Genomic DNA, 23,748 nt, shown 5'->3' with positions numbered 1-23,748 from the left:
CCGCAGCGACTGAAGACCGCTGGGCGGGGTCATGTGCGCAACCGGATCAAGAAACACAACCCACGACTGGCCGAACGGGTCACCGAAGAGATCTTCACTGCTCTGGAGGCCCAGACGGTGGTGGTCGCCGGCACCGGAGCCGCGGTCACCATCGTGCCGATTCTGGCGCGTCAGCTCCAGGACCTGACCCGGCAGCGCGCCGGAGTCCTGGCCCAGGTGGAGGCTCTTGTGGAGGCCCACCCTCTTCACCGGGTCCTGACTTCGATGCCCGGAATCGGGGTCAGGACCGCAGCCAGGATCCTCACCGAAGTCGTGGGCAAAGACTTCAAAACGGCAGGCCATCTGGCCTCCTACGCCGGGATCGCGCCCACCACGAGGCGTTCCGGGACTTCCATTCGTGGGGAGTTTGCCAACCGCGGTGGCAACAAGCGGCTGAAATCGAGCCTGTATAACTCAGCGTTCGCGGCTCTGCAGCACCCGCCCTCGAGGGCGTATTACGACCGGAAGATCTCCGAGGGAAAGCGGCATAAGCAGGCCATCATCGCCCTGGCCCGCCGCAGACTGGACACTCTCTACGCGATGCTGCGCGACGGGACCCTCTACCAAGACCCCGCCGCCCCGATCGCAACTGAGCACTCCCTGGCCGCTTGACGAAAACCATAGAGGCACCCCCCTGACACGAGAGCGGACCTGGCGATCACGCCAGGTCCGCTCTTGTTCAGCTACGTTCTCAGTCGCGGCTCAGCTCAGGTGGCTGGCTTCGGTGAGGGGACGTTCTTGCCCTTGGCCTCGTCAGCGTTCTGTGCGTTGACGTTGGTCACTCCCGAGGGTCCCGCCTTGGACTCCGGCGCACCGGAGGTCTTGGGGGCATCAGGAGTTGCCTTCGGCGCGGCGGCCGGAGTGCCAGCGACGGTGCTCGGCGCTGCCGAACCGCCCTGGCCCGCCGGCTTCGGAGCCGAGGTTGCTGGCTGCGGAGCCGAGCCTGCGGGCTTGGCCGAGGTCACCGGCTTCGGAGCCGCCGTGGAGGAGGTGGCTGGCCGGGTGACCGGCGCAGGCTTCTTCCACGGGTCTTCCACCGGCTGGCTCGCCCGCCATGCCGCCACGCCTGCCGTCACAGCCGCGGCCACCAGTCCGAAGACCAGCAGACCCTTCTTGCGGCTGTTGGAGCGCTGCTGCTTCTTCAGCGTCTTGGCAGCGCCCTTGGCGTAGTTCTCGGAGCTCTTACGCAGCTTCTTGACGATCTTCTTGTCACCGGTCGCCTTGATCAGCGCCTTCTCGACGCGGGGATCAAGCTCAGCGCGGTGGATCAGCTTTGCGGTCTTATCCGCATAGCCGCCCAGCTTCGCCGAGGTGGCGGGGACGTACTCCGTGGCGAACTGCGTCTTGGCAGTATCGTACTTGGAGAGGATCTTCGCCACCTCGGCCTTGGCCTGCGGGGGAAGCTTCTCGTACTGGGACGAGATGCCGCCGCCGGCGACCGAGGAGTATTCCTTGATCTTCTTGCCAGCCACTGAGGCGCTGTCGTTGACAGCGCTCAGTGCGCGGCCCGAGGCGTCGTGCACCTTCGGGGCGCCCTTGCGGTAGGTGTCTTCGGCCCAATCTGCTGCCGCACCCAGTTTGGGGGCGGTCCAATCACGTGCGGTCTCGACTCCTGCGAGCACCAGGTGCTCCCAGCCGTGATTCCGCTTCTTCTTCTTGCCGAACATGCATGTCCTCCGAATCCGGATCGGTTGCTGGCTTCAGCTTACGTGGTCTCTTCGTGACCTGCTACGGCACGGCCATTCCCTTCATCATCCCCCCACCTGACACCGCGCGCCACCAAGAGTGAGAGAATGGGGCGCATGAGTGCTATCGCAACGCATAAGGCAACTATCCGTACATCCCAGGGCGAGATCCTCGTGGAGCTCTTCGGGAATCACGCTCCCAAGACTGTGGACAACTTCGTCGGTCTGGCCACCGGTGAGCGGGAGTGGACCCACCCCGAGTCCGGTGAGAAGAAGGTGAACACTCCGCTCTACAGCGGCACCGTGTTCCACCGCATCATCTCCGACTTCATGATCCAGGGCGGAGACCCGCTGGGCCTCGGCGTCGGCGGCCCCGGCTACAAGTTCGGCGACGAGATCCACCCGGAGCTCGACTTCACCTCGCCGTACAAGCTGGCCATGGCCAACGCCGGACCCGGCACCAACGGGTCCCAGTTCTTCATCACCTCGGTGGCCACCAACTGGCTCCAGGGCAAGCACACCATCTTCGGGGAGGTCACCGACCCGGCCTCGCAGAAGGTCGTCGACGCTCTGAACACGGTCCCCACCGACAACCGGGACCGCCCGAAGGAAGATGTCGTGATCGAGAAGATCGACATCGAGAAGCTCTGAGGGTCTAGACCGATCAACGCAACATTCTGTCCGCAGCACCCGGACAGGCCGGCCACGGTGCAGTGTCAGCGCTGCGACCGGCCTGCCTGTCCGGAGTGTCTGCGGGAGGCCCCGGTCGGGTTCCAGTGTGTGGACTGCCTGGCCCGGGCGCGGAGCGAGTTCCAACGGCGCAGGCCTCCGGCCCGCTCCCAGTTCGGCGCCGTGCTGCGCCCCGATCAGCGCCCGGTGGTCACCTTCACCGTCATCGGGCTCTGTGTCGTGCTCTACGGCCTGCAGCTGCTCAGCAGCGCGGTGACCGAGGCGCTGTGGTACGCCCCGCTGCAGACATCCCCCTGGTTCTTCGAGCCCTGGAGGATGCTGACCTCCGCGCTGGTGCACTCTCCGGCCAACGCGATGCACCTGCTCTTCAACATGTTCGCCCTGTGGTTCATCGGCCGTGCCATCGAGCCGGCCCTCGGTCGGCTCCGCTATATCGCCCTGCTGACCCTCTCGGCCCTCGGCGGCTCTGTCGCGGTGCTCTTCCTGACCCCCGCCATGACGCCCACGCTGGGAGCCTCCGGGGCGGTCTTCGGCCTCTTCGGAGCGCTGTTCATCCTGATGCGCGCCACCGGATCCCAGACCGGCGGGATCCTGACGCTGATCACGATCAACGTGGTGATCAGCTTCGTGATCCCCGGCATCTCCTGGCAGGGCCATTTCGGCGGCCTGGTCGTCGGTGCGCTGTGCGCCCTGGTGATCTCCAAGGCCCCGTCGCGCTCCTCAGGTGACCGCCTGGCCGATGCGCGGCGGCGAGGGCGCTGGCAGGGCCTCGGACTGCTCGGCATCGCCGTGGTCCTGGTGCTGCTCACCGCGCTCGGCATGAGCCTGGTCAATCCCTACGCCTGAGTCGGCCCGGGCTTCTCCCCAGGGTGTGCAGGACTAATCCACAGTTTTGTGCACAATTCACAAAGTCCTGTGGATACCGCTCTGACCAGGGGAATCACACGCGTGTAACTTATACACACTGTGGATAACTCCTGTGGATAACACGCTGATCTGGGCTTTCTCTGCAGATACGACGACGCCGGACCCACAGGCTGTGGATCCGGCGTCGTGGTGTGCTCGTGAGACCCGCTCGTCAGGCGGCCGCACCTGCTCGGGCTAGCGTCGAGCGGCGGTGTCCTGCGACCGGGAGTCGGCAGCGGCCTCTGCTGACTCGCTCCACTGCTCCTCCATGGTGGGCCACATCCGCTTGAGGATGTCATTCCAGGTGATCGCCCCGGCGAGGGTCCCCTCGGAGTAGACCACCGCCAGCTGTTCGCCGGCCTCTCGCATGGTCTGGAACGCCTCATAGACCGAGGCGCCGGTGGAGACGACCAGTGCTGGCCGGGCCAGCTCACTGGCCGGGTGTTCGGGAGGAACCGTGAGGGTGTCCCGCACATGGACCACCATCGGGTTCGTCCCCGTCTCGGGGATGATCAGGATCCGCAGGTGCCCGGTGCGCTGGGCCTCGGCCTGCACATCGGCCGCGGTGGCCGTGGCCGGCACCGTGGTGGTCTCCTGTCGGGTCCGCGCCGCGATGACATCGTCCACGGTGAGGGTCTCCAGGTCGATGACCCGGGAGATCTGTGAGGCCGAGGCCTCATCCAACATCCCGGTTTGGGTGGAGTGCTCCACCAGGTGCCGAATCGTGTCGGAGTCATAGCCCCCGGCAGCGGCACTGTCTACCGGCGTCACACCGGTGGCCGCGACCAGGCGGTTGGCGATGCCGTTGATCCAGAGCAGCAGCGGGCGGAAGCCCCAGAGGACCACCTGGGCCGGGAACGCGATGAGCTTCGCCGCCCGTTCCGGGTGCGCGATCGCCCAGGACTTCGGAGCCATCTCACCGACCACCAGGTGCAGGAAGGTCATCAGGAACAGCGCCAGCGCGAAGGCCAGCACATCGGCCAACCACAGCGGCATGTTCCACGACTCGAAGATCGGGGTCAGTGCATAGTCGACCGCAGGCTTGCTCACCGCGCCCAGGGCAAAGGTGCACGCGGTGATGCCCAGCTGGGCGCCGGCGAGCATGATCGTGAGCTCATTGAGCCCGCGCAGCGCGGCGCGCGCGGATTTGCTGTGCTCGGCCTCTTCCTCCAGGCGGTGCCGGCGGGCGGCCAGCAGCGCGAACTCGAGGATCACGAAGAACGCCGAGATGGCGATGATCGCGATGGTTGCAATGGTGGGGATCAGCCAGTCGCTCATCGTTGTTCCTCGAAGTGTTCGGTCAGTCGCAGGTGCACTGACTCGGGCACGTGGCGGTCCACGCTGATGACCGTGATGTCTACCCAGCGCTGCGGGGGCGAGGCTTCTCCGTAATCAGATCGATCAGTCGGAAGGTGGATGCGGACCTCCTGGCCCTCGGTGAGCAGCGCGCCCTCCTGGGAAATCAACAGCCCCGAGAGGGTCTCGTAGTCCCCTTCGGGGAAGTCCTGACCGATGACGCGCTCCACCTCGTCGAGGTGGAGATCACCGTCCACGCGCCAGTGGTTCTCCCCGACATGTTCGATGCCGGCGGGCTCCTCGTCGTCGTGCTCATCGCTGATCTCACCGAGGATCTCCTCGGCGAGGTCTTCCATGGTCACCACACCGGTGAAGCCGCCGTACTCATCGATCACGCAGGCCAGCTTGGCGTTGGCGTCACGCAGCGTGCGCACCGCGTCGGGCAGGGGCATCAGCGTGGGCACGATCACCGGGGCGCGCATGATCTCTGTGGCGGCTGCCGCGTCGGTGAACTTGGTGCCCAGCAGATCCACGAGATGGACGACCCCGACGGGTTCGTCCTGCATGTCGACCACCGGGTATCGGGTGTGCTCCTCTGCCATGAGGGCGCGGATCTCGCCCAGCGTGGTGTCCGGGTGGATGAGACCGGTGCGCGAGCGGGGAATCATGGCGTGCTCGACGTCGTGGTCCGGGAAGTCCAGGATCCGGTCGAGAGTCAGGTACATCTCCTCGGCGAGGTCTCCGCTCTCATGGGAGCTGGTGACGATGTGTTCGAGGTCCTTGGCCGTGGCGCTGGACTCGACGTCGTGGACCGGCTCGATCCGCAGCAGCTTCAGCAGCGCGTTCGCGGAGACGTCGAAGATCCAGATCAGCCAGCCGAAGGCGGCGAGGTAGAACTTCGTCGAGCGCGCCAGGCCCAGCGACAGGGGGGTCGGGTTGGCGATGGCGTAGTTCTTCGGGAAGAGCTCGCCGAAGATCATCTGGACGATGGTCGAGGCGGCCAGCGCGATGATCGTGCCCACCGTGATGCCGAGCGCGGCGGGGACGCCGACACCGCCGAGAAGGACCCCGAGGCTCTCGCCCACCAGGGGCTCGGCCACATAGCCGACGAGGAGGCCGGTGACGGTGATGCCCAGCTGAGCCCCCGACAGCATGAAGGAGGTGCGTCCAGTGACGTCAAGCGCCCGTTTCGCGGATTTGTTGCCCTCTGCCGCCAGAGCCCGCAGCTTATTGCGGTCCACGGACATGTAGGCGAACTCTTGGGCCACGAAGAACCCGTTGGCGGCAATGATCACCAGGATCACGAGGATGCCCAGCAGGAGGAGCAGGAGCTCGATCACCGGGTCACCACCCGAATGTCCGCGCGGCGATCAGCTTGCCCTGCGTTCGCAGTACTTCCGGGACGATATCGTCGGCGGCGGAGTACTGCGCGTTGTAAGTCGTACACCTGTGTCAGGCACCTCTTCAGTCTCTGGGTTGATCTGTTAGATCGAGACTATAGCTCAAGATGCTCTCGACGATAGTCCACGGCTCACTTACCCCGACCCTGGAGTCATATGAAGGACCGTCCCGGCTTGGTACCCTGACCTCGTGACCGCCCTGGACTACGCGTCCTTCCTCGATCCTGCGCACCAGTGCGCGGCCCGCCGGGCGAGGATGAGCACCTGGTGGCGGTGGGAGGATCATCAGGTGCACATCGCTCGTCCCGCACCGGTGGCAGCGTCCACCGGCGCACCCGAGCACAGACCGGTCGAGGGTCGTCCGACCGGGCCCCGGCTGCTGGTGATCCATGGCGGCAGACCGGTCACCCCACGTGGTCGCGGTCGCCGCGACCTGGCCGCTGGATCCGCGGGACTGGAGGGTGCGGGCGCGGCTGACCCGATTCGGCCCGCTGGCCGTGCTTGCCGCGCCGCTGACCCGTCTGGTCCCCGCAGGATCCGAGTCCGTCATGGTGCCGATGCGCGCGGTGGCTGACTTCGCGAAGATGAGTCGCAGCCCGGAGCTGTCCGAGCTCTGTGCGGCAGATCCGCGCGGGCCCCACCGAGGCGGTGATGCCGCGCGGCTGCGGGCACTTCCCCGTCGAGAGCCCGGGGTCAGCGACCTCGTCGGCGCCGTGGTCCGGCTGGCCCTACGCCACGGATCATGATGATCATCACCGGAGGGTTCCCGGTCCGACCGCACCTGGCCTGCCGGGGAACGACCCCGACCCGGCTGGCGGATGCGTCTCACACACGAAGAAGCTCCCCGCACGCGGTGTGCGGGGAGCTTCTTCGTTGCTTTCCTCGGGTGGAGGCAAGGGGACTCGAACCCCTAACCCCCTGCTTGCAAAGCAGGTGCGCTACCAATTGCGCCATGCCCCCGAAGGTGCTTCTCAGGTTATCAGAGCGAATCTGTTGCCTGAGACCAGACCTGCCGGGTGTCCTCGGCGCGTCGCCACTGGCGATAGCCGAGGATGCCCGCCACAGAGAGAGCCACAAAGACGATACGTTTCATGTTTCCCTCCTTGGAGTCCGGGGTGGGCGTAGGAGGACTTGAACCTCCGACCTCATCGTTATCAGCGATGCGCTCTAACCGCCTGAGCTATACGCCCGGACACCTTGTTTCAGGTGCGTCACCCCCGCGAGGGCGACCACTACACATTACCCTGCTCCCGGCGAGCGGGCCAAATCGTCAGATCTGGCGCCCTCAGTCGTCGGTGAGTGTGACCCCGACCCCGCCCACCAGCGAGGCGGAGAGGTTGTACAGCACCGCTGCGAGCATCGAGAGCACGGTCAGCAGCACCACGTTGAGCACCGCGATGATCGTGGCGAAGGCCGCGACCTGTGCGATGGTGACGAGTTCTTCGACACGGAAGGAGCCTCCGCCGCCCTCGGTGCCCAGGATCTGTCCGAGCAGCTCGTTGACCCGGTTGAAGACTCCGGAGACGTCCATCACGGTCCACAGCGTGACCGCCGCGACCACGGTCATGATGCCCAGGGCCACCGAGAGCAGGAAGCTCATCTTCAACACCGACCAGGGGTCGACCTTGGAGATCAGCAGCCGTGCCTTGCGGACCTTCGCCTTCGGGGTCGGACGCACCAGACCTGGCTGCGGGCGACTCCCGGAGGGACGCTGACCCTGAGCCGGACGTGTGCCCTGCCCACTGGGTCGGGCACCCGCGGTGGGACGGGGGCGCGGTGCCCCTGCCTGGTCCGACGCGGGTCGGGCGGACGTTGTCGCCCCACCGGTCGCCTGGGCACGAGGCCGAGGCGCGGGGAACCGAGTCGACGGGCGCGCCGCGGAGGATCCCGCCTGGTTCCCTGTATTACCTGCGCCGTTGCTTGCGCTCACTGAAGTCCTCCATCAGGCATCATCTTGGTCCGATTCATCCCGGTCCGCTTCATCAGGGACCAACGCTACTGCATCGTCGGTCTCAGAACGCTCAGCTTGGACTGCGTCTGCCGCCGGTGTTCCGTTCTGCGCGGCCTCGGATTCTGCCGGGCTCTCCGCGCTGGAGGCCTCGACTGCGCCCTCTGCGGCGGCCGCCTCGGCTTCTCCGGTGGCGGCCAGGGTCACTCCGGAGTTCCGGGCGACCTTGAGGATGCGGTCATTCTTGCGCGGCTTCGCGAAGATGACCCCCATGGTGTCACGGCCCTTGGAGGGCACGCCCGAGACGGGAGACCGGACCACATTGCCGGACTCCATGACGACCAGCACCTCGTCGTCGTCCTCGACCACCATGGCACCGACCAGATCGCCGCGGTCCTCGACCAGCTTGCCCACCTTGATGCCCAGGCCGCCGCGGCCCTGGACCCGATATTCGCTGACATCGGAGCGCTTGGCATAGCCGGCCTCGGTGACCACAAACACGTAGGAGCCTTCCGTGACCACATCGGCGGCCAGCAGCTCATCCTCTTCGCGGAACTTCATGCCGGTCACGCCCGAGGTGGCTCGCCCCATGGGCCGCAGCGCCTCATCGGTGGCAGTGAAGCGCAGCGACTGTCCCTTTCGGGAGACCAGCATCAGGTCATCCGTGGCCGAGATCAGCTTGGAGGAGACCAGCTCGTCGTCCTCGCGCAGGTTGATCGCGATCACACCGGCCTGGCGGGGGGTGTCGTAGTCGGTGAGCACCGTCTTCTTCACCAGCCCGCGCTTGGTGGCGAGCACCAGGTAGGGCGCATCCTCGTAGGTGCGCAGCGGCAGCACTCCGGCGATGTGCTCATCGGGCTGGAAGGCCACGATGTTCGCCACGTGCTGGCCCTTGGAGTCCCGACCGGACTCGATCAGGTCGTAGCACTTGGTGCGGTAGACCCGGCCGAGGTTGGTGAAGAACAAGATCCAGTGGTGCGTGGTGGTCACGAAGAAGTGCTCGACGATGTCGTCGGTGCGCAGCTGGGCGCCGCGGACTCCCCTGCCGCCGCGGTGCTGGGCGCGATAGCTGTCGATCTTGGTCCGCTTGACGTAGCCGTCGCGGGTGATCGAGACGACCACGTCCTCCTGGGGGATCAGGTCCTCCATGGACATGTCGCCGTCGTAGCCGAGCTGGATGTGGGTGCGTCGGTCATCGCCGTGCTTGTCCACGATGGTGTCCAGCTCGGAGCTGATGATCCGGCGCTGCCGGTCCTCCGAGGCCAGGATGTCCTGGAAGTCCTCGATCATCTTCATCAGCTCGTCGTACTCGTCCTGCAGACGCTGGCGCTCCAGGGCAGCGAGCTTGCGCAGCTGCATGTCGAGGATGGCCTGGGCCTGGTCGTCGTCGATCTCCAGCAGCGACTTCAGGTTCTGCCGGGCCTCGTCGACGGTGGAGGAGGCGCGGATCGTTGCGATCACGCGGTCCAGGTCGTCCAGGGCCTTGAGCAGGCCGATCTTGATGTGCGCCTCGCGCTGGGCCTTGTCGAGCCTGAACTGGGTGCGTCGGACGATCACGTCGATCTGGTGGGTGACCCAGTGGTGGACGAAGGCGTCCAGGCTCAGCGTGCGCGGCACGCCGTCGACCAGGGCCAGCATGTTCGCGGAGAAGTTCTCCTGCAGCTGGGTGTGCTTGTAGAGGTTGTTCAGCACCACCTTCGCCACGGCGTCGCGCTTGAGCACGACGACGAGGCGCTGACCGGTGCGGCCGGAGGACTCATCGCGCAGATCCGCGATCCCGGAGACCTTGCCGTCCTTGACCAGCAGCGCGATCTTCCGGGCCAGGTTGTCTGGGTTGGCGTGGTAGGGCAGCTCGGTGACCACCAGGCAGGTGCGGCCCTGGAGCTCCTCGACGCTGACCACGGCGCGCATCGTGATCGAGCCGCGGCCGGTGCGGTAGGCCTCTTCGATCCCACGGGTGCCCAGGATCTGCGCCCCGGTGGGGAAGTCAGGTCCCTTGATCCGCTGCAGCAGCGCCTCGAGCAGCTCTTCCCGGCTGGCCTGAGGGTTCTGCAGGTACCACTTCACGCCGTCGGAGACCTCGCGCAGGTTGTGCGGAGGAATGTTGGTGGCCATGCCCACCGCAATGCCGGAGGAACCGTTGACCAGCAGGTTCGGGAACCGCGAAGGCAGCACGACCGGCTCTTGCTGCTTGCCGTCGTAGTTGTCCTGGAAGTCGACGGTGTTCTCGTTGATGTCCCGGACCATCTCCATGGCCAGCTGGGCCATCTTGGTCTCGGTATAACGCGGGGCCGCAGGGCCGTCGTCGCCGGGGTTGCCGAAGTTGCCCTGCCCGGTGGCCAGCGGGTAGCGCATGACCCAGTCCTGGATCAGCCGCGAGAGGGCGTCATAGATCGCCGAGTCGCCGTGCGGGTGATAGTTGCCCATCACGTCGCCGACCACGCGGGCGCACTTGTTGAAGGAGCGGTCCGGGCGGTAACCGCCGTCGTACATCGCGTAGAGCACGCGGCGGTGGACCGGCTTGAGCCCATCCCGCACATCCGGGAGCGCGCGGCCCACGATCACGGCCATCGCGTAGTCCAGGTAGGACCGCTTCATCTCGGTCTGCAGGTCGATCTGGCGGATCCGGTCGGTGGTCACGACGTCGCCGACGACGACGCCCTCCACAGCCTCGGTCGGGCCGCTCTGCGAATCCTGCGGTTCTTCGGTGTTGTCACTCACGTGTGGTGTTCTCCCTTAGGCGGAAAATCGGCATCGTCTCGCGGCTGCGCCCCGGTGGGCCGGCGGCGGCTCAGATGTCGAGGAAGCGGACGTCCTTGGCGTTCTGCTGGATGAATCCGCGGCGGGACTCGACGTCTTCACCCATGAGGATGGAGAACACCTCATCGGCGGCAGCGGCGTCTTCCATGGAGACCTGGAGCAGGGTGCGGTGATCCGGATCCATGGTGGTCTCCCACAGCTCCGAGTAGTCCATCTCGCCCAGACCCTTGTAGCGCTGGATCCCGAGCTCCTTGGGCAGCTTGCGCCCGTTGGCACGGCCTTCGCGCAGCGCGACGTCGCGTTCGGCGTCGGTGTAGACGTAGTCCTGCGGACCGGTCTGCCACTTGATCTTGTACAGCGGCGGCTGGGCGAGGAACACGTTGCCGTGCTCGATCAGCGGGCGCATGTAGCGGAAGAGCAGGGTCAGCATCAGGGTGGTGATGTGCTGACCGTCAACATCGGCATCGGCCATGAGCACGATCTTGTGATACCGCAGCTTGGCCTGGTCGAAGTCCTCGCCGATGCCCGTGCCGAAGGCCGTGATCATCGACTGCACCTCTTGGTTGCCCAGCGCGCGGTCCAGCCGGGCACGCTCGACGTTGAGGATCTTGCCGCGCAGCGGCAGGATCGCCTGGGTGCGCGGGTCGCGGCCGCGCTTGGCGGAGCCGCCGGCCGAGTCGCCCTCGACCAGGTAGATCTCCGATTCGGAAGGGTCCTTGGAGGAGCAGTCGGCGAGCTTGCCGGGCATGCCCATGGTCTCCAGCGGTGACTTCCGGCGGGCATTCTCGCGGGCCTTGCGGGCCGCCACGCGGGCGTGGGCGGCTGACTGGGCCTTGCGCACGATGTCACGGGCCGGGCCGGGATTCCGCTCCAGCCAGTCGCCGAGGTATTCATTGACGACCTTCTGCACGAAGCCGCGGGCCTCGGTGTTGCCCAGCTTGGTCTTGGTCTGGCCCTCGAACTGCGGCTCGCGCAGCTTGATCGAGATGACCGCGGTGAGGCCTTCGCGGATGTCCTCGCCGGTGAGGTTGTCGTCCTTCTCGCGCAGGATCTGCTTGTCCCGGGAGTACCGGTTGATCAGCGTGGTCATCGCGGCGCGGAAGCCCTCTTCGTGGGTGCCGCCCTCGTGGGTGTTGATCGTGTTGGCGTAGGTGTGCACCGACTCCGAGTAGGACAGGGTCCACTGCATCGCGAGCTCGGCAGCCATGCCACGCTCGGTGTCCTCGGCCTCGAAGGCGATGACGTCGTCGTGGACGACCTCGGCCCGCTTCGTGGCGTTGAGGTGGTTGACGTAGTCGAGCAGCCCGGCGTCGTACTGGTAGACGACGACGCGGCCCTTGGGCGTCTCGATGATGCCGTCGCTGCCGCCGCCGGCCTCGGTGGGCTCCAGCTCGGACGCGGTCTCCTCGTGGTGCTCCTCGAGCACCTCGTCGTGGACGACCTCGTTGCCCGGGATCTTGCGCTCGTCGCGCAGGGTGATGCGCAGGCCCTTGTTCAGGAACGCCATCTGCTGGAACCGCGCGCGCAGCGTCTCGAAGTCGAAATCGATGCTCTCGAAGATGCTGGGATCCGGGTAGAAGACCATGGTGGTGCCGGTCTCGTCGGTCTCGCCGCCCTGGGAGAGCGGCTGGGTGGTCTCGCCGCCGTTGCCGAAACCGATGCTCCACTCATAGCCCTGGCGGCGCACCGTGGTGCGGACCTTTCGGGAGAGGGCGTTGACCACGGAGATGCCCACCCCGTGGAGACCGCCGGAGACCGCGTAGCCGCTGCCGCCGAACTTGCCGCCGGCGTGCAGGACGGTCATCACGACCTCCACGGTGGGCTTGCCCTCGGTGGGGTGCATGTCCACGGGGATGCCGCGGCCGTCGTCCTCGACGCGCACGCCGCCGTCGTCCTGCATCGTGATCTGGATGTGGGAGCAGTAGCCGGCCAGGGCCTCGTCCACCGAGTTGTCGACCACTTCGTAGACCAGGTGGTGCAGACCGCGCTCACCGGTGGAACCGATGTACATGCCGGGACGCTTGCGGACTGCTTCCAGGCCCTCCAGGACGGTGATGTCCGAGGCGCCGTAGTTGCCCTGATGCTGCTTGTTCTCGTTAGCCGAGGTCACGGGCTATGCCGTCTCCTTGAGTTGCCGGGAAGGTCGGAGCTGCTGACCTTGTCATGACACAGACCAGCCCGAGTGGTGGGTACGCTCGGGCCGTCGGTCCAGTCTACCGCGCCGATGCCCCAATATCGTATTTTTTGGGCGCTGTGAGCGGGCAGAGTTCATTCTCAGCGGCCGAGGAACGGCCCTGGGATCAGCGCAGGGATGGTCGGGTGAGGTTGGGTTCCACTGGGTGGGCCCGAGCGCGGCATATCGCAGCCTGGCGTTTCATCCGTAGGTGTCGCGCGGACCGCGTCCGCGCACCGAATAGCGGCCTTTCTTCCAGCTCGGCGCGGCGGGGCCGCGGATCGAGAGGCCGGTGACGATCCCGGGGCCCAGCTCGGTGTTGAAGACGTCCATCAGCTGCGGCTGCATGAGCTTGAGGTTCGTGGCCCAGGCGGTGGAGTCGCAGAGGACCTCCACCACGCCGTTCTCGAACTTCTCCGGCTTGCAGTGCTGCGCGATCGCGGTGCCGACCAGCTGCTCCCAGCGGGCGATGACCGATCCGACCGCGACCGGGGAGCTCCAGCCGCGCGTCTTGATCAGACCTCCGACCACTCCGCCGAGCAGGTTCGGATCCCGCCGGTCCGCGCCGGGCTTCGAACTCCCGGAGCTCTTGGCACGGTCCTGGGCGTCCTTGGCGCTGCTGCGCGGGTCACCGGCGAGGGAGGAGCCGCGCGGGACCCCTCGCATCCGGTGCTCGCCGCGGCCCCGGGCCGCCGCGCGCATCCTGGCCAGCAGGATCTTCGCGGCGTCCTCGTGGTCCTGGATCTGGTCTTCAATCCCGTTCATGGACGGTCACCTGGCTGATCTGGTCCACCGATTCCACCCGCAGCGCGTTGTGCATGAGGCTGGCCGGGACGTCGTCGTCGACCGCGGCGGTCACGATGAGCTGCTCCGCCTCGGCGGCCAGTTCGGCGAGCCGACGACGACGACGGGCATCGAGCTCGGCAAACACGTCGTCGAGGATCAGCACCGGCTGCGCGCCTTCGCTGGGGTCGTCGTCGACCATCACGCGGTAGGCCGCCAGGCGCAGGGCAAGCGCGAAGGACCAGGTCTCCCCGTGGGAGGCGAAGCCCTTGACCGGAACCTCATCCAGGGTGAAGGCGATGTCGTCGCGATGCGGCCCCACCAGGGTGATCGCGCGGTCACGCTCCTCGCGCCGGACGGCGCTCAGGCGCTGGACCATCAGCGCCGCGAGATCTTCGCGGGAGAAGGACTCCAGGGCGGAGACGTCGAGAGACGCGACATCGGCGGCGCCGGGATCCGGGAGCGCGGTGGAGAGATCATCGGCGTCCGGCGGGTCGGCGGGGCCCGGTGCATCGGCGCTCGAGTCTCGAGCGCCCGGCGCTTCGCCGTCCAGGGAGCTCAGGTACTTCACCCGTGCGGTGCGCACGCTGCCCGAGAGCTGCTCGTAGGCGGTGGCGACATGCGGGCGCAGCGCGCTGAGCATCTGCAGTCGCGCCTTGAGCAGGTGGGATCCGGCTTCGGCGAGCTGGTGGTCCCAGACTGCCAGCGTGGACTCGTGGGTGGCGGTGAAACCCTGGTGCCGGATCGATTTGAGCAGCGCGTTGCGCTGCTTGAGCACCTTCTCGTAGTCCAGGCGCACCCGGCCCAGGACGGGGCGCAGCTGGACTGCGAGGTCGTCCAGGAGCCTGCGCCGGACGGTGGGCGAACCCTTGATCAGCTCGAGATCCTCAGGGGCGAAGAGCACCGTCCGCAGGATTCCCAGCACATCGGTGGCGCGCACCGGATTGCCGCGATTGATCCGCGCCCGATTGCTGCGGCCCGGGTTGATCTCCACCTCGAGCAGCGCCTGCCGGGTTCCGCGATGCGCATCGGCCCGGATGAACGCCTGCTGCTCCCCGTGGCGGACCAGCGGGCCGTCCTGGCTGACCCGATGTGAGCTCAGGGTGGAGAGATAGCCGATCGCCTCGGCGATGTTGGTCTTTCCCACGCCGTTGAAGCCGAGCAGGACATTGGGGCCAGGCTGCAGCGTCAGCTGCGCCTGGGCGTAGCTGCGAAAATCGGTGAGCGTGAGCTGTGAGATCCGCATGGTCTCCTGGGCTGCCAGCGACTAGGAGTTGATCAGGCGCACTGGCATCAGCAGATACCGGAAGTCGATGGACTTCTCACCCTCGGCCTCGGCCTGACCGGTGATCATCGCCGGCTTGGGAGCGGAGACGAAGGAGAAGCGCAGGAAGTCGGTGTCGATGACGTTGAGGCCCTCGTTGAGGTACGCCGGATTGAATCCCACCGTGATGGCTTCACCGGTGAGGGTGGCCGGGATGACCTCGGAGGCGGAGGCGGCGTCGTCGACCCCGGCGTCAAGGATGACCTCGTTGTCCTGGGTGAACTGGAGGCGAACATGGCCGTTGCGTTCGGAGACCAGCGACACGCGCCGAGCCGCCTCGATGAATTCTGCGGTGCCGACCACGGCATGGATCGGCGTCTCTTCGGGGAAGAGCTGCCGGATCTTGGGGTAGTCCCCATCGACCAGCACCGAGGTGGTGCGGCGCCCACCCGAGGAGAATCCGACGAGCTCGGCGGACTCCGAGAGTGCGATCTGCAGCGATCCGGCGCCGGCAAGGGACTTTGCGACGTCGTTCAGCGTCTTGGCCTTGATCAGCACCGAGGTGGAGATATCTGGGGTGACGGGGGACCAGTTGATCTCCCGCATCGCCAGCCGGTACCGGTCAGTGGCCAGGAAGGTGATCGTATCGCCCTCGATCTCGACCTTTACGCCGGTGAGGATCGGGAGGGTGTCGTCCTTCGAGGCCGCGGTGATGACCTGCGAGACCGCACGGGCGAAGGCAGCGCCATCGACGGTTCCGGCCAGTTCCGGCATCCCGGGAAGCTCAGGGTATTCATCCACCGGCATGGTCGAGAGCGTGAACTTCGAGGAACGGCAGGTCAGCTGGACTCGAGAGTCCTGCAGGTGCACGGTCACCGGAGCATTCGGCAGGGATTTCACGATGTCATTGAGCAGCCGTCCCGATACCAGGATGGTGCCCTCCTGCTTCACATCTGCCTCGATGTGAAGCTGCGCGGAGATCTCATGGTCAAAGCTGGAGATGGTGACCGTCTGGTCGGCAGCGGTGATGTGCAGTCCTGCCAGGACGGGAGCCGGAGGCCGGGGAGACAGCGAACGGGCAGCCCATGAGACTGCTTCGGAAAGAACGTCCCGCTCAACAGTGAACTCCACTGATCCCTGCCCTTCTTGTGGCTCTTCGACAGCCCAGCGGTAAATGTCAAGCATCTGGTGGCTGTGTCGAGTGTCGAGCTTACCTGCAATACCGAGGCAGAAGCCAGCAACGATCAGAGCGACCACCATATGAGCCGTCTGACCAGCCGTGAGCCACAAGATCTGGGATCAGTGGACCGCACTGAGGGTGGTCCACCCAGGTGTCCTGCATCCCGGAGTGTGGCGTGTGACGCTGCTGGATCGGTCTGTGGTCATCGGCGCTGGTCTTGGCTGTGGTTCCTCGTTTGGGCGGGGCAGGTGATTGTTCTCTGTCATTTAAAGGGTTAAGGGTCAGAAGTGTTAACAGGTGCTGTGGAATCTGTGGATAACCGCCTGCATCCTGCGTCGTGTGCGAGTTTCGCTGTGCACCCAGCGGTGGACCCTCCCCGCTTCGGCTGTGCATCGGCAGGGGAGATTCTGAGCGGGTCTCTCCACCGATTCCCCAGGCGCAGTGCAGTTATCCACAGAAATTGCCGCTTCTGCACCATTCGTTGCACCGTTTTATCCACAGCTGTTAACAAGAATCGGGAAAACTCCACCGCCGCCTGTGGATATGTGGGAAAACCTGTGGAGATCGAACGTGTCAACCGGGCTGAATCCCAATCGGGACAGGAAATGACAACCGTGTGAGTTGTGGAGCAGGAGCTTCTCCACAGGTGTCAGGGACGAGCTTGACTTAACCTCACCCGTTCTCCGCCGGGGTCAGCGCTGCTGCTTGATCTTGTTGGTCAGCTCCGTGACCTGGTTGAACACCGCGCGGCGTTCGGCCATGAGTTCACGGATCTTCCGCTCCGCGTACATCACCGTGGTGTGGTCGCGTCCGCCCAGGGCCTGTCCGATCTTCGGCAGGGACATCTCGGTGAGTTCGCGCAGCAGGTACATCGCGATCTGGCGGGCCGTCACCAGGGTGCGATTGCGCGACTTCGAGGTCAGCTCCTCGACGGTGAAGTTGTAGTAGTCCGCGGTGGCGTTGATGATCTGCTCGGAGGTGATCTCCTGGGCATGATCGTCGGAGATCAGATCCCGCATGACCTGTTCGGCCAGGGAGAGGTCCACGGCCTGCTTGTTCAGGGCGGCATAGGCCGTGACACGGATCAGTGCACCTTCCAGCTCTCGGATGTTCGTCGAGATCTTGGAGCCGATGTACTCCAGGACGTCGTCGGGGCAGGAGAAGTTTTCGGCGGTGGCCTTCTTGCGCAGGATCGCGATCCGGGTCTCGAGCTCCGGCGGCTGGATATCGGTGATCAGGCCCCATTCGAACCGTGACCGCAGCCGCTCCTCGAAGCCGGAGAGCTGTTTCGGGGGCAGATCCGAGGTGATGACGACCTGCTTGTTGTTGTTGTAGAGGGTGTTGAAGGTGTGGAAGAACTCCTCCACCGTGCGTTCCTTGTCCGCCAGGAACTGGATGTCGTCGAGCAGCAGGATGTCGACATTGCGGTAGAGGTGCTTGAAGCTGGCGCCTTCGTCATCACGGATGGAGTTGATGAAGTCGTTGGTGAACTCTTCGGAGTTCACGTAGCGCACCCGGATGCCGGAATACAGCCGCTGTGCGTAGTGCCCGATGGCGTGCAGCAGGTGAGTCTTGCCCAGACCGGAGTCTCCATAGATGAACAGCGGGTTATAGGCCTTCGCCGGCGCCTCGGCCACAGCGTTGGCGGCGGCGTGGGCGAATCTGTTGGAGGATCCGATGACGAAGGTGTCGAAGGTGTAGCGCGGGTTCAGCCGTGAGGTCTCATAGGACTCGCCGCCGCCGCTGGCGGTGAAGGACTCCGCCGGGGCCGGCCGGGCGGGGGGACGGCGTTCAGCGAGGCGCTGCTCCCGCGGCGTCGGCTCCGGCCGTTCATACTGCGAGTAGTCGGTCGGCGCGAAGGTCGGCTGACCGAACTCATCGCGCTCCCGTCCTCTGCCGATGCCCCGGCGCTCGGGGGCCCGCTCGGCACGGTCGTAGGGGTCAGCGTCCGAGGCAGGTCCCCGCCGGGGCGGTTCGACCACGGGTTCGCCGGGGTAGAGATCGTCGACCGCGGTGGACGAGGCCGAGGAGGCCGACGGCGCCGAGGGGGCTGAGCTCTCGGGGGTGTTCTCACGCTGGCGCTGGGACATCTCGAGGTCGACCACGTAGGCGCAGAGCACCTCCCTGCCGAACACCGTGCGCAGCGCGTTGCTGAGCTGCACCGCCAGAGTCGACTGCATCAGCTCCCGCACCCGCTCATGGGGCACGGCGACGGTCAGCAGCAGGGTCTCTCCGAGGAGCTGTTCACCCTGCGGCACTGCTCGTCCCACATCGGTCAGGTTCAGTGCCCCGATGCCATGGTTCTCCCGGAGCTCTGCGAGCACCTGCTGCCACTGGCGCGGCACATCGATCTCTGACTCAGCAGGCACGCTGCTCCCCTCATGTCCATCGGTGAAATTCTGCCCATAGTATTCCACAGCTTCTGTGGACAGACCTGTGGAACAACTCGGCCCATCCGCGTCATTGCAGGTCAGCCGCTGTTGATCTCCCTACGTCTCCACCCTGTGAATCCCAGGACGATCCCGCCGACTCCGATGGCGCAAAGGGCGAGCACCGGCGTCCACGTGATCGGCTCCACCGGATGCTGTGCGAGGTGCCCGAACACGTTGAACTCGAAGAAGATGTCCGGCAGCTCCAGCAGCGGGCCGAAATTCGTCATCACGGCCGCGTAGCCGAGGACGATCCAGCCCAGCACGCCGGCTGATCGAGGCGCCCAGCCGAAGGCGGCGAAGGTCAGACCCACCACGGCCAGCACCGCGGGCCCCTGATGCAGACTCGAGAGCAGGATCTCGGAGAAGAGACCGTCGGAGTCATCCTGGAGCACCGCCACCGCTGCGGCGGCGGTGGCCAGGCCGGTGAGCAGCAACATGATGCTGAGCCCGCCCAGGATCACGGTGAGATGCGCGCCGAGCCAGCGGGTGCGACTCAGCGGCGCGCTGAGCAGCAGCTCGGCGCGCCCGTCCCGCTCCTCACCGCGCAGCTGTTGGATCCCCCCGATGCCCGCGGCCGCCACGAAGAGGGCAAGGAACATCGACATATAGGCCAGGTAGCCCAGCAAGATCGTGTCTCCGCTGAAGAAGCTGCGGAACTCCTCGGGCAGGTCCTCAGCCGCGCCGAGCATGGATTCGGCGTAGCCGCCGAAGAGCGCCGCGCAGGCGATCACCGCGATCCCCCAGCCACGCAGTCCACCGAGCAGGGTGTGCGTCGCCACGCCGATCGGAGTCGCCAGCCCCGGGCGCGCATGGGATCTGCCCAGTCGAGACGGCAGCAGTCCGGCCCCGACGTCGCGCCGGGTGCTCAGCTCAAAGGCCCCGAGGACGGCCAGGCCCGCCAGCGCCAGGCTCAGCAGCAACGGCCACCAGCGGTCTTCGACGTAGGGCGCGGTCTGCTGCGACCAGCCCAGCGGAGAGAACCAGGAGAGCGTCGTTCCCTCGACGGCCGCCATGTCCCCGGCCATCCGGATCAGATAGGCGAGCCCCAGCAGCGCCCCGGTCAGGGCGGACGCCGAACGGGAGGTCTCGGTCAACTGGGCAGAGAGGGCCGCCGCAGCGGCGAAGAAGAGTCCGACGGCGGCTCCGGAACTGGCCACCAGGAGCGACCCTTCGAGCGCGAATCCGCCGGAGAGCGCGCCGAGGAGGACCAGCGTCGCTGCCCCAGCATTGGCCAGCACCACCAGGACCAGCGCCGCGGTGAGCGTGGCGTGCCGACCCAGCACATCGGCGCGGAGCAGCTCGGCCCTGCCTGATGCCTCTTCTGCGCGCGTGTGCCGAATGACGGTGAACATGCTCATCAAGGCGGTGAGGATGTAGATGAAGAGCACATAGCCGGCCGCGTAGAACCGCTCAAAGGTGGGTGACTCCATGCCATAGGCCGGACCGGTCATCAGCCGTCCCACCGGGTCCGCGAAGAGTCCCGCCATCTGTCCCAGCTCTGCCTCGTCGGTGACCAGCGCCTGGACTGCGTTGGCCACATAGAAGCTCATCAGCCCGATGCCGAGGATCCAGAGGCTCAGCCGCACCCGGTCTCGCCGCAGCATGAAGCGCAGCAGAGCGCCCATACCGACCAGGCTCGCCTGGGTCTCCCTGCTGGACCGGTTGCTGGATCGGGTGCCGGACCGGCGAGAGGTCCGGGTCTGCGCGGTGGTCATGGCGCTGATGTCGTGGCCGTTGAAGTGTCAGACGCCGAAGTATCGGGCGCGGAGCTGTTGGACGCTGCGGTGTCGGTGTCGGAGACGGAGGGTGCGGCGCCGCGTGACGCGGTTGTCACTCCGTAATGCCTGATCAGCAGCTGCTCCAGGGTCGGCGGATGAGCGACGAGGGACTGCACGCCCAGAGCTGCCAGCTGTGCGGTGATCGGCGCCAGATGGTCGCTGTCGACCTCGAGAACCGTGCGGCTCGTTCCTGAGATGGTCTTCACGCGCAGATCATGGACCCCCTCAAGCTGTTGGAGCGCAGCGGCGGACCTCTCGGTCTCTACCTCGATCGTGGTGCGGGTCATGTGGCGCATCTGCGAGAGGCTGCCGGTCTCCACGGTGCGCCCCTCGCGAATGATGGAGATCCGATCTGCCAGGGCCTCGACCTGCGCGAGGATGTGGCTTGAGAGCAGCACGGCCCGGCCTTCGCGCTGAGTCTCGGCGATGACCTGCTGAAAGACCACTTCCATCAGCGGATCAAGGCCCGAGGTCGGTTCGTCCAGGAGCAGGAGATCGACGTCGGCCGCCAGGGCTGCGATGAGCGCCACCTTCTGTCGATTGCCCTTGGAGTAGGTGCGGGTCTTCTTGCGCGGATTCAGACCGAAGCGTTCGATGAGCTCGTCGCGACGCGTCGTGACATGTCTGGACCCGGCGTCACGGCTGCGCAGCCGCAGGAAGACATCGATGACCTCGCCGCCTGAAAGGTTGGGCCAGAGCTCCACGTCCCCGGGGACGTATGCCAGGCGACGGTGCAGGGACACCGCATCACGCCACGGATCCCCGCCGAAGACCTTCACCATGCCGGAATCGGCGCGAAGCAGCCCGAGCAGCACGCGCAGCGTCGTCGACTTCCCTGACCCGTTGGGCCCGAGGAAGCCGTGGACCTCAGCCTGGTCGACCTGCAGGGACAGCCCGTCCAGGGCGCGCACCTCGCCGAATGACTTCGTCAGGTCCTGCACCTGGATCACGGGATCATGACCAGTCATGCCCCATCCTTTCGTGACCCCCGCCAGCGCCGGGAGCTCTACGATAGGTCAGTCAGGATCCGCCGCGACAGGGGCAGCAGCCCGGCTTATACACAGTGTTTTACACAACTGTTGATGGTCGCAGCCGGGCTCGACTTGACGCCGCGAGGAAAAAACCCCTAGTGTTGGCAGGTCGCCCCAGAGTACTGCCTGCCTGCACGCAGATCCTTTCCGGGGCCCGAATGACTTCAAACCATCCAAGTGGGAGTACACAGTGAGCAAGCGGACTTTCCAGCCGAGCAACCGCCGTCGCAGCCGCAAGCACGGCTTCCGTTCCCGTATGCGCACCCGTGCCGGCCGATCCATCATCTCGACCCGCCGCGCCAAGGGCCGCAAGGAACTCTCGGCCTGATTCAGAGCGATCCACGCTGACCAACCGGTCAGCCGGTCCGAGCGCACCGCGCCCGGACCGACACCGCGGCCCGTCCCACTACCCAGGGATCGGGCCGTTCGTGCATCCACAGTCCATGCCCAGGCCGACGGCCGCGGGCCTGGACTGCACCAAGTCGGTCGCCCCGAAGGGAGTTCACACGCTGTGCTTCCCAAGGAACACCGTCTGACCTCCTCACGGGATCACCGTGCTGCCATGCGCGACGGTGCACGAGCCGGAGGCAGCGGCCTCATGGTCTCGGTGCTCGCGCGCCCGAATGCCGTCGCTGCGAATCCCGAGACGCCTGATCAGGAATCCTGGCGCTGCGGACTGGTGGTGTCCAAGGCGGTGGGCAATGCCGTGGTGCGGCACCGCGTCCAGCGCCGACTGCGCCATATCGTGATGGACCTGATGCGCGAAGGAGCCCTCGAGCCTGTCGCCGGGCACTCCTGGGACATTGTGATCAGGGCGTTTCCCGAGATCACGAGCCTGGACCACGCCCAGCTGCGCGCCGAGGTCCTCGGCGCGGCCCAACGCGCCCAACGCAAGTCGCTGCGCCGGGCAAGCCGGTCATGAATCGGGAAGCGACCGGTGGCTGGGTCCGGCACCGGGCTTTCTATGTGGCGGAGGGGGAGTCTCCTGGCCTGCCGGCGGAAACGGTGACGGAGACCGAGCTGCGGCGTGGACGCTGGGGATGGATCCGCTCCGCGCCGTCGATCCTGCTCGCCTGGCTCCTGCGGGGATACCGCAGAGTCATCTCTCCCCTGTACGGTCAGGTGTGCAGCTTCTATCCGAGCTGCTCTGCCTACGGGCTGGAAGCGGTGACCGCTCATGGGGTCATCCGCGGCATCCCACTGACGCTGTGGCGGATCCTTCGCTGCAATCCCTTCACCGGTGGTGGAGTCGACCCGGTGCCGCCCACGGCGAGGATTTGGCCGCAGGGCGCAGTACCGACGATCATAGAGACAAACCACCCACCGATACCCCGCGACGACGATGACTGATGCCATCGACGCCGCCGAGCCGGCAGGCTGCTTCCGCATGACGCCTGGCCACGACACCTGAGAGATTCATGGGCTTTTTCGACACAATCATGTGGCCCTTCACCTGGGCCGTCTCCTTCATCCTGAGCACCTTCCACGGCCTTCTGACGGCCGTCGGGATGGACTTCAACTCCGGGTGGAACTGGGTGATGTCCATTGTTCTGCTCGTGCTCGTGATCCGCATCATCCTGATCCCGCTGTTCGTCAAGCAGATCAAGTCGCAGCGCGGCATGCAGATCATCCAGCCCGAGGTGCAGAAGCTCCAGGCCAAGTACAAGGGCAAGAAGGATCCGGTCTCGCGCCAGCAGATGGCGCAGGAGCAGCAGGCGCTGTTCAAGAAGCACAACGTGAACCCGTTCATGACGTGTCTGCCGCTGCTCGCCCAGATGCCGATCTTCTTCGCGCTGTTCTGGATGCTCAACCGGATGCGCGAGCCGCAGAACCAGGCCGAGGGCTACGGCGCGCTGAGCCCGGCGGAGGTGCAGAGCTTCGACGGCTCGGAGATCTTCGGTGTGGGGATGTCAGACATCTTCCTGCCGGCCTTCAGCGAGGATCCCACTCGCTGGGACGTGGTGATCCTGACCTCGATCATGATCGTCGCCATGGTCGCCACGCAGTTCTTCACGCAGAAGCAGCTGATGAGCAAGAACATGTCCGAGGCGGCCCTGACCGGTCAGTTCGCCCAGACACAGAAGATGATGCTCTACGTCCTGCCCCTGGTCTTCGTCGTCGGCGGCGTGAACTTCCCGGTGGGCGTGCTCGTCTACTGGACGGCCACCAACTTCTGGACCATGGGTCAGCAGTGGTGGGTCATCCGCAACAACCCGACGCCCGGATCGCTGGCGGAGAAGGAACTCAACCTTCGTCGTGCTGCGCGGGGACTGCCGCCCTTCAACGAGGCGCCCAAGCCGGTTGCCGAGCAGCCCAAGCCGACCGGAAAGCACCTGGGCCAGACTTCCCAGCCTGCGAAGAAGAAGAAGAGGAAGAAGTAGCA

22 protein-coding genes and 2 tRNA genes are annotated in these 23,748 nt (G+C 66.0%); 8 read left to right on the top strand and 16 right to left on the bottom strand.

The window, feature by feature from the left end; translation table 11 throughout:
• Nucleotides 1-651, top strand: a 651-nt coding sequence (locus tag BCL67_RS06805) for a transposase (RefSeq protein ID WP_146131101.1), incomplete at its 5' end; no start/stop codon positions are given.
• A 95-nt stretch (nucleotides 652-746) separates the two neighbouring features.
• On the opposite strand, the gene BCL67_RS06800 is transcribed toward BCL67_RS06805, so the two are convergent.
• Complete coding sequence (locus BCL67_RS06800) at nucleotides 747-1,706, bottom strand: hypothetical protein (RefSeq protein WP_106122686.1); 960 nt, start codon at nucleotides 1,704-1,706, stop codon at nucleotides 747-749.
• Nucleotides 1,707-1,841: 135 nt separating this feature from the next.
• On the opposite strand from BCL67_RS06800, the gene BCL67_RS06795 reads away from it, so the two are divergent.
• Together BCL67_RS06795 and BCL67_RS06790 are read left to right on the top strand one after the other, a co-directional pair.
• Nucleotides 1,842-2,375 carry a peptidylprolyl isomerase gene (locus tag BCL67_RS06795; RefSeq protein WP_106122709.1) on the top strand — a complete coding sequence of 178 codons (534 nt, stop codon included), beginning with the start codon at nucleotides 1,842-1,844 and terminating at the stop codon, nucleotides 2,373-2,375.
• Nucleotides 2,376-2,504: 129 nt separating this feature from the next.
• On the top strand, nucleotides 2,505-3,260 hold the full coding sequence (locus tag BCL67_RS06790; protein WP_258174813.1) for a rhomboid family intramembrane serine protease: 756 nt from the start codon (nucleotides 2,505-2,507) through the stop codon (nucleotides 3,258-3,260).
• A gap of 255 nt (nucleotides 3,261-3,515) precedes the next feature.
• Here BCL67_RS06790 and BCL67_RS06785 read toward each other — a convergent pair whose 3' ends face one another.
• Both BCL67_RS06785 and BCL67_RS06780 read right to left on the bottom strand, forming a co-directional pair.
• Complete coding sequence (locus BCL67_RS06785; protein ID WP_106122685.1) at nucleotides 3,516-4,598, bottom strand: CNNM domain-containing protein; 1,083 nt, start codon at nucleotides 4,596-4,598, stop codon at nucleotides 3,516-3,518.
• A complete protein-coding gene (locus BCL67_RS06780; protein WP_106122684.1) occupies nucleotides 4,595-5,956 on the bottom strand; it encodes a hemolysin family protein in 1,362 nt (453 codons plus the stop codon). The genes BCL67_RS06785 and BCL67_RS06780 overlap by 4 nt, the downstream gene beginning before the upstream one ends.
• Before the next feature lie 449 nt (nucleotides 5,957-6,405).
• Between BCL67_RS06780 and BCL67_RS15605 the strand changes: the two genes are divergently transcribed.
• On the top strand, nucleotides 6,406-6,762 hold the full coding sequence (locus tag BCL67_RS15605; RefSeq protein ID WP_219886431.1) for a hypothetical protein: 357 nt from the start codon (nucleotides 6,406-6,408) through the stop codon (nucleotides 6,760-6,762).
• A gap of 141 nt (nucleotides 6,763-6,903) precedes the next feature.
• Here BCL67_RS15605 and BCL67_RS06770 read toward each other — a convergent pair.
• The 12 genes from BCL67_RS06770 to BCL67_RS06720 all read right to left on the bottom strand — a co-directional run bounded on the left by BCL67_RS06770 (nucleotide 6,904) and on the right by BCL67_RS06720 (nucleotide 21,302).
• Nucleotides 6,904-6,976: transfer RNA gene (locus BCL67_RS06770), tRNA-Ala, on the bottom strand.
• A 19-nt stretch (nucleotides 6,977-6,995) separates the two neighbouring features.
• A complete protein-coding gene (locus tag BCL67_RS15600) occupies nucleotides 6,996-7,109 on the bottom strand; it encodes a DLW-39 family protein (protein WP_219886429.1) in 114 nt (37 codons plus the stop codon).
• A gap of 23 nt (nucleotides 7,110-7,132) precedes the next feature.
• A tRNA-Ile gene (locus BCL67_RS06765) sits at nucleotides 7,133-7,206 on the bottom strand.
• 95 nt (nucleotides 7,207-7,301) lie between these two features.
• On the bottom strand, nucleotides 7,302-7,694 hold the full coding sequence (locus BCL67_RS15970) for a DUF3566 domain-containing protein (RefSeq protein WP_374955631.1): 393 nt from the start codon (nucleotides 7,692-7,694) through the stop codon (nucleotides 7,302-7,304).
• A gap of 264 nt (nucleotides 7,695-7,958) precedes the next feature.
• Nucleotides 7,959-10,685, bottom strand: coding sequence for a DNA gyrase subunit A (gene gyrA / locus BCL67_RS06755; protein ID WP_181255917.1), 2,727 nt, complete (start codon nucleotides 10,683-10,685; stop codon nucleotides 7,959-7,961).
• 70 nt (nucleotides 10,686-10,755) lie between these two features.
• A complete protein-coding gene (gene gyrB, locus BCL67_RS06750) occupies nucleotides 10,756-12,834 on the bottom strand; it encodes a DNA topoisomerase (ATP-hydrolyzing) subunit B (protein ID WP_106122682.1) in 2,079 nt (692 codons plus the stop codon).
• Between the two features lie 264 nt (nucleotides 12,835-13,098).
• Nucleotides 13,099-13,662 carry a DUF721 domain-containing protein gene (locus tag BCL67_RS06745; RefSeq protein WP_106122681.1) on the bottom strand — a complete coding sequence of 188 codons (564 nt, stop codon included), beginning with the start codon at nucleotides 13,660-13,662 and terminating at the stop codon, nucleotides 13,099-13,101.
• Nucleotides 13,649-14,926 carry a DNA replication/repair protein RecF gene (recF, locus tag BCL67_RS06740; protein WP_106122680.1) on the bottom strand — a complete coding sequence of 426 codons (1,278 nt, stop codon included), beginning with the start codon at nucleotides 14,924-14,926 and terminating at the stop codon, nucleotides 13,649-13,651. The genes BCL67_RS06745 and recF overlap by 14 nt, the downstream gene beginning before the upstream one ends.
• Before the next feature lie 21 nt (nucleotides 14,927-14,947).
• Complete coding sequence (dnaN, locus tag BCL67_RS06735; protein ID WP_106122679.1) at nucleotides 14,948-16,075, bottom strand: DNA polymerase III subunit beta; 1,128 nt, start codon at nucleotides 16,073-16,075, stop codon at nucleotides 14,948-14,950.
• A gap of 741 nt (nucleotides 16,076-16,816) precedes the next feature.
• Complete coding sequence (dnaA, locus tag BCL67_RS06730; protein ID WP_106122678.1) at nucleotides 16,817-18,493, bottom strand: chromosomal replication initiator protein DnaA; 1,677 nt, start codon at nucleotides 18,491-18,493, stop codon at nucleotides 16,817-16,819.
• Between the two features lie 101 nt (nucleotides 18,494-18,594).
• Nucleotides 18,595-20,271 carry an ABC transporter permease gene (locus tag BCL67_RS06725; protein WP_106122677.1) on the bottom strand — a complete coding sequence of 559 codons (1,677 nt, stop codon included), beginning with the start codon at nucleotides 20,269-20,271 and terminating at the stop codon, nucleotides 18,595-18,597.
• The gene (locus BCL67_RS06720; RefSeq protein ID WP_106122676.1) at nucleotides 20,268-21,302 is read right to left on the bottom strand and encodes an ABC transporter ATP-binding protein; all 1,035 of its coding nucleotides are present in this window, start codon (nucleotides 21,300-21,302) and stop codon (nucleotides 20,268-20,270) included. The genes BCL67_RS06725 and BCL67_RS06720 overlap by 4 nt, the downstream gene beginning before the upstream one ends.
• A 253-nt stretch (nucleotides 21,303-21,555) precedes the next feature.
• On the opposite strand from BCL67_RS06720, the gene rpmH reads away from it, so the two are divergent.
• The 3 genes from rpmH (at nucleotide 21,556) to yidD (ending at nucleotide 22,715) form a co-directional block, all read left to right on the top strand.
• Nucleotides 21,556-21,693: a 50S ribosomal protein L34 gene (rpmH, locus tag BCL67_RS06715; protein WP_083504652.1), complete on the top strand. Its 138-nt coding sequence runs from the start codon at nucleotides 21,556-21,558 to the stop codon at nucleotides 21,691-21,693.
• Nucleotides 21,694-21,876: 183 nt separating this feature from the next.
• Nucleotides 21,877-22,287, top strand: a complete 411-nt coding sequence (gene rnpA / locus BCL67_RS06710) for a ribonuclease P protein component (RefSeq protein ID WP_106122675.1) — start codon at nucleotides 21,877-21,879, stop codon at nucleotides 22,285-22,287.
• Entirely contained in the window at nucleotides 22,284-22,715 is a 432-nt protein-coding gene (yidD, locus tag BCL67_RS06705; protein WP_106122674.1) for a membrane protein insertion efficiency factor YidD, read from the top strand. The genes rnpA and yidD overlap by 4 nt, the downstream gene beginning before the upstream one ends.
• Here the strand turns inward: yidD and BCL67_RS15775 are convergent.
• The gene (locus BCL67_RS15775; RefSeq protein ID WP_258174829.1) at nucleotides 22,669-22,911 is read right to left on the bottom strand and encodes a hypothetical protein; all 243 of its coding nucleotides are present in this window, start codon (nucleotides 22,909-22,911) and stop codon (nucleotides 22,669-22,671) included. The genes yidD and BCL67_RS15775 overlap by 47 nt on opposite strands.
• Here BCL67_RS15775 and yidC point away from each other — a divergent pair.
• The gene (yidC, locus tag BCL67_RS06700; RefSeq protein ID WP_258174811.1) at nucleotides 22,805-23,746 is read left to right on the top strand and encodes a membrane protein insertase YidC; all 942 of its coding nucleotides are present in this window, start codon (nucleotides 22,805-22,807) and stop codon (nucleotides 23,744-23,746) included. The two genes, BCL67_RS15775 and yidC, sit on opposite strands and share 107 nt — an antisense overlap.
• The last annotated feature ends 2 nt before the right edge of the window (nucleotides 23,747-23,748 follow it).

Source organism: Nesterenkonia sandarakina, from assembly GCF_003003175.1.
In the GTDB taxonomy this organism is placed as follows: Bacteria; Actinomycetota; Actinomycetes; order Actinomycetales; family Micrococcaceae; genus Nesterenkonia; species Nesterenkonia sandarakina_A.
Note: the sequence above shows the minus strand (reverse complement) of the source record. Positions and strands in the feature narration are given on the sequence as shown.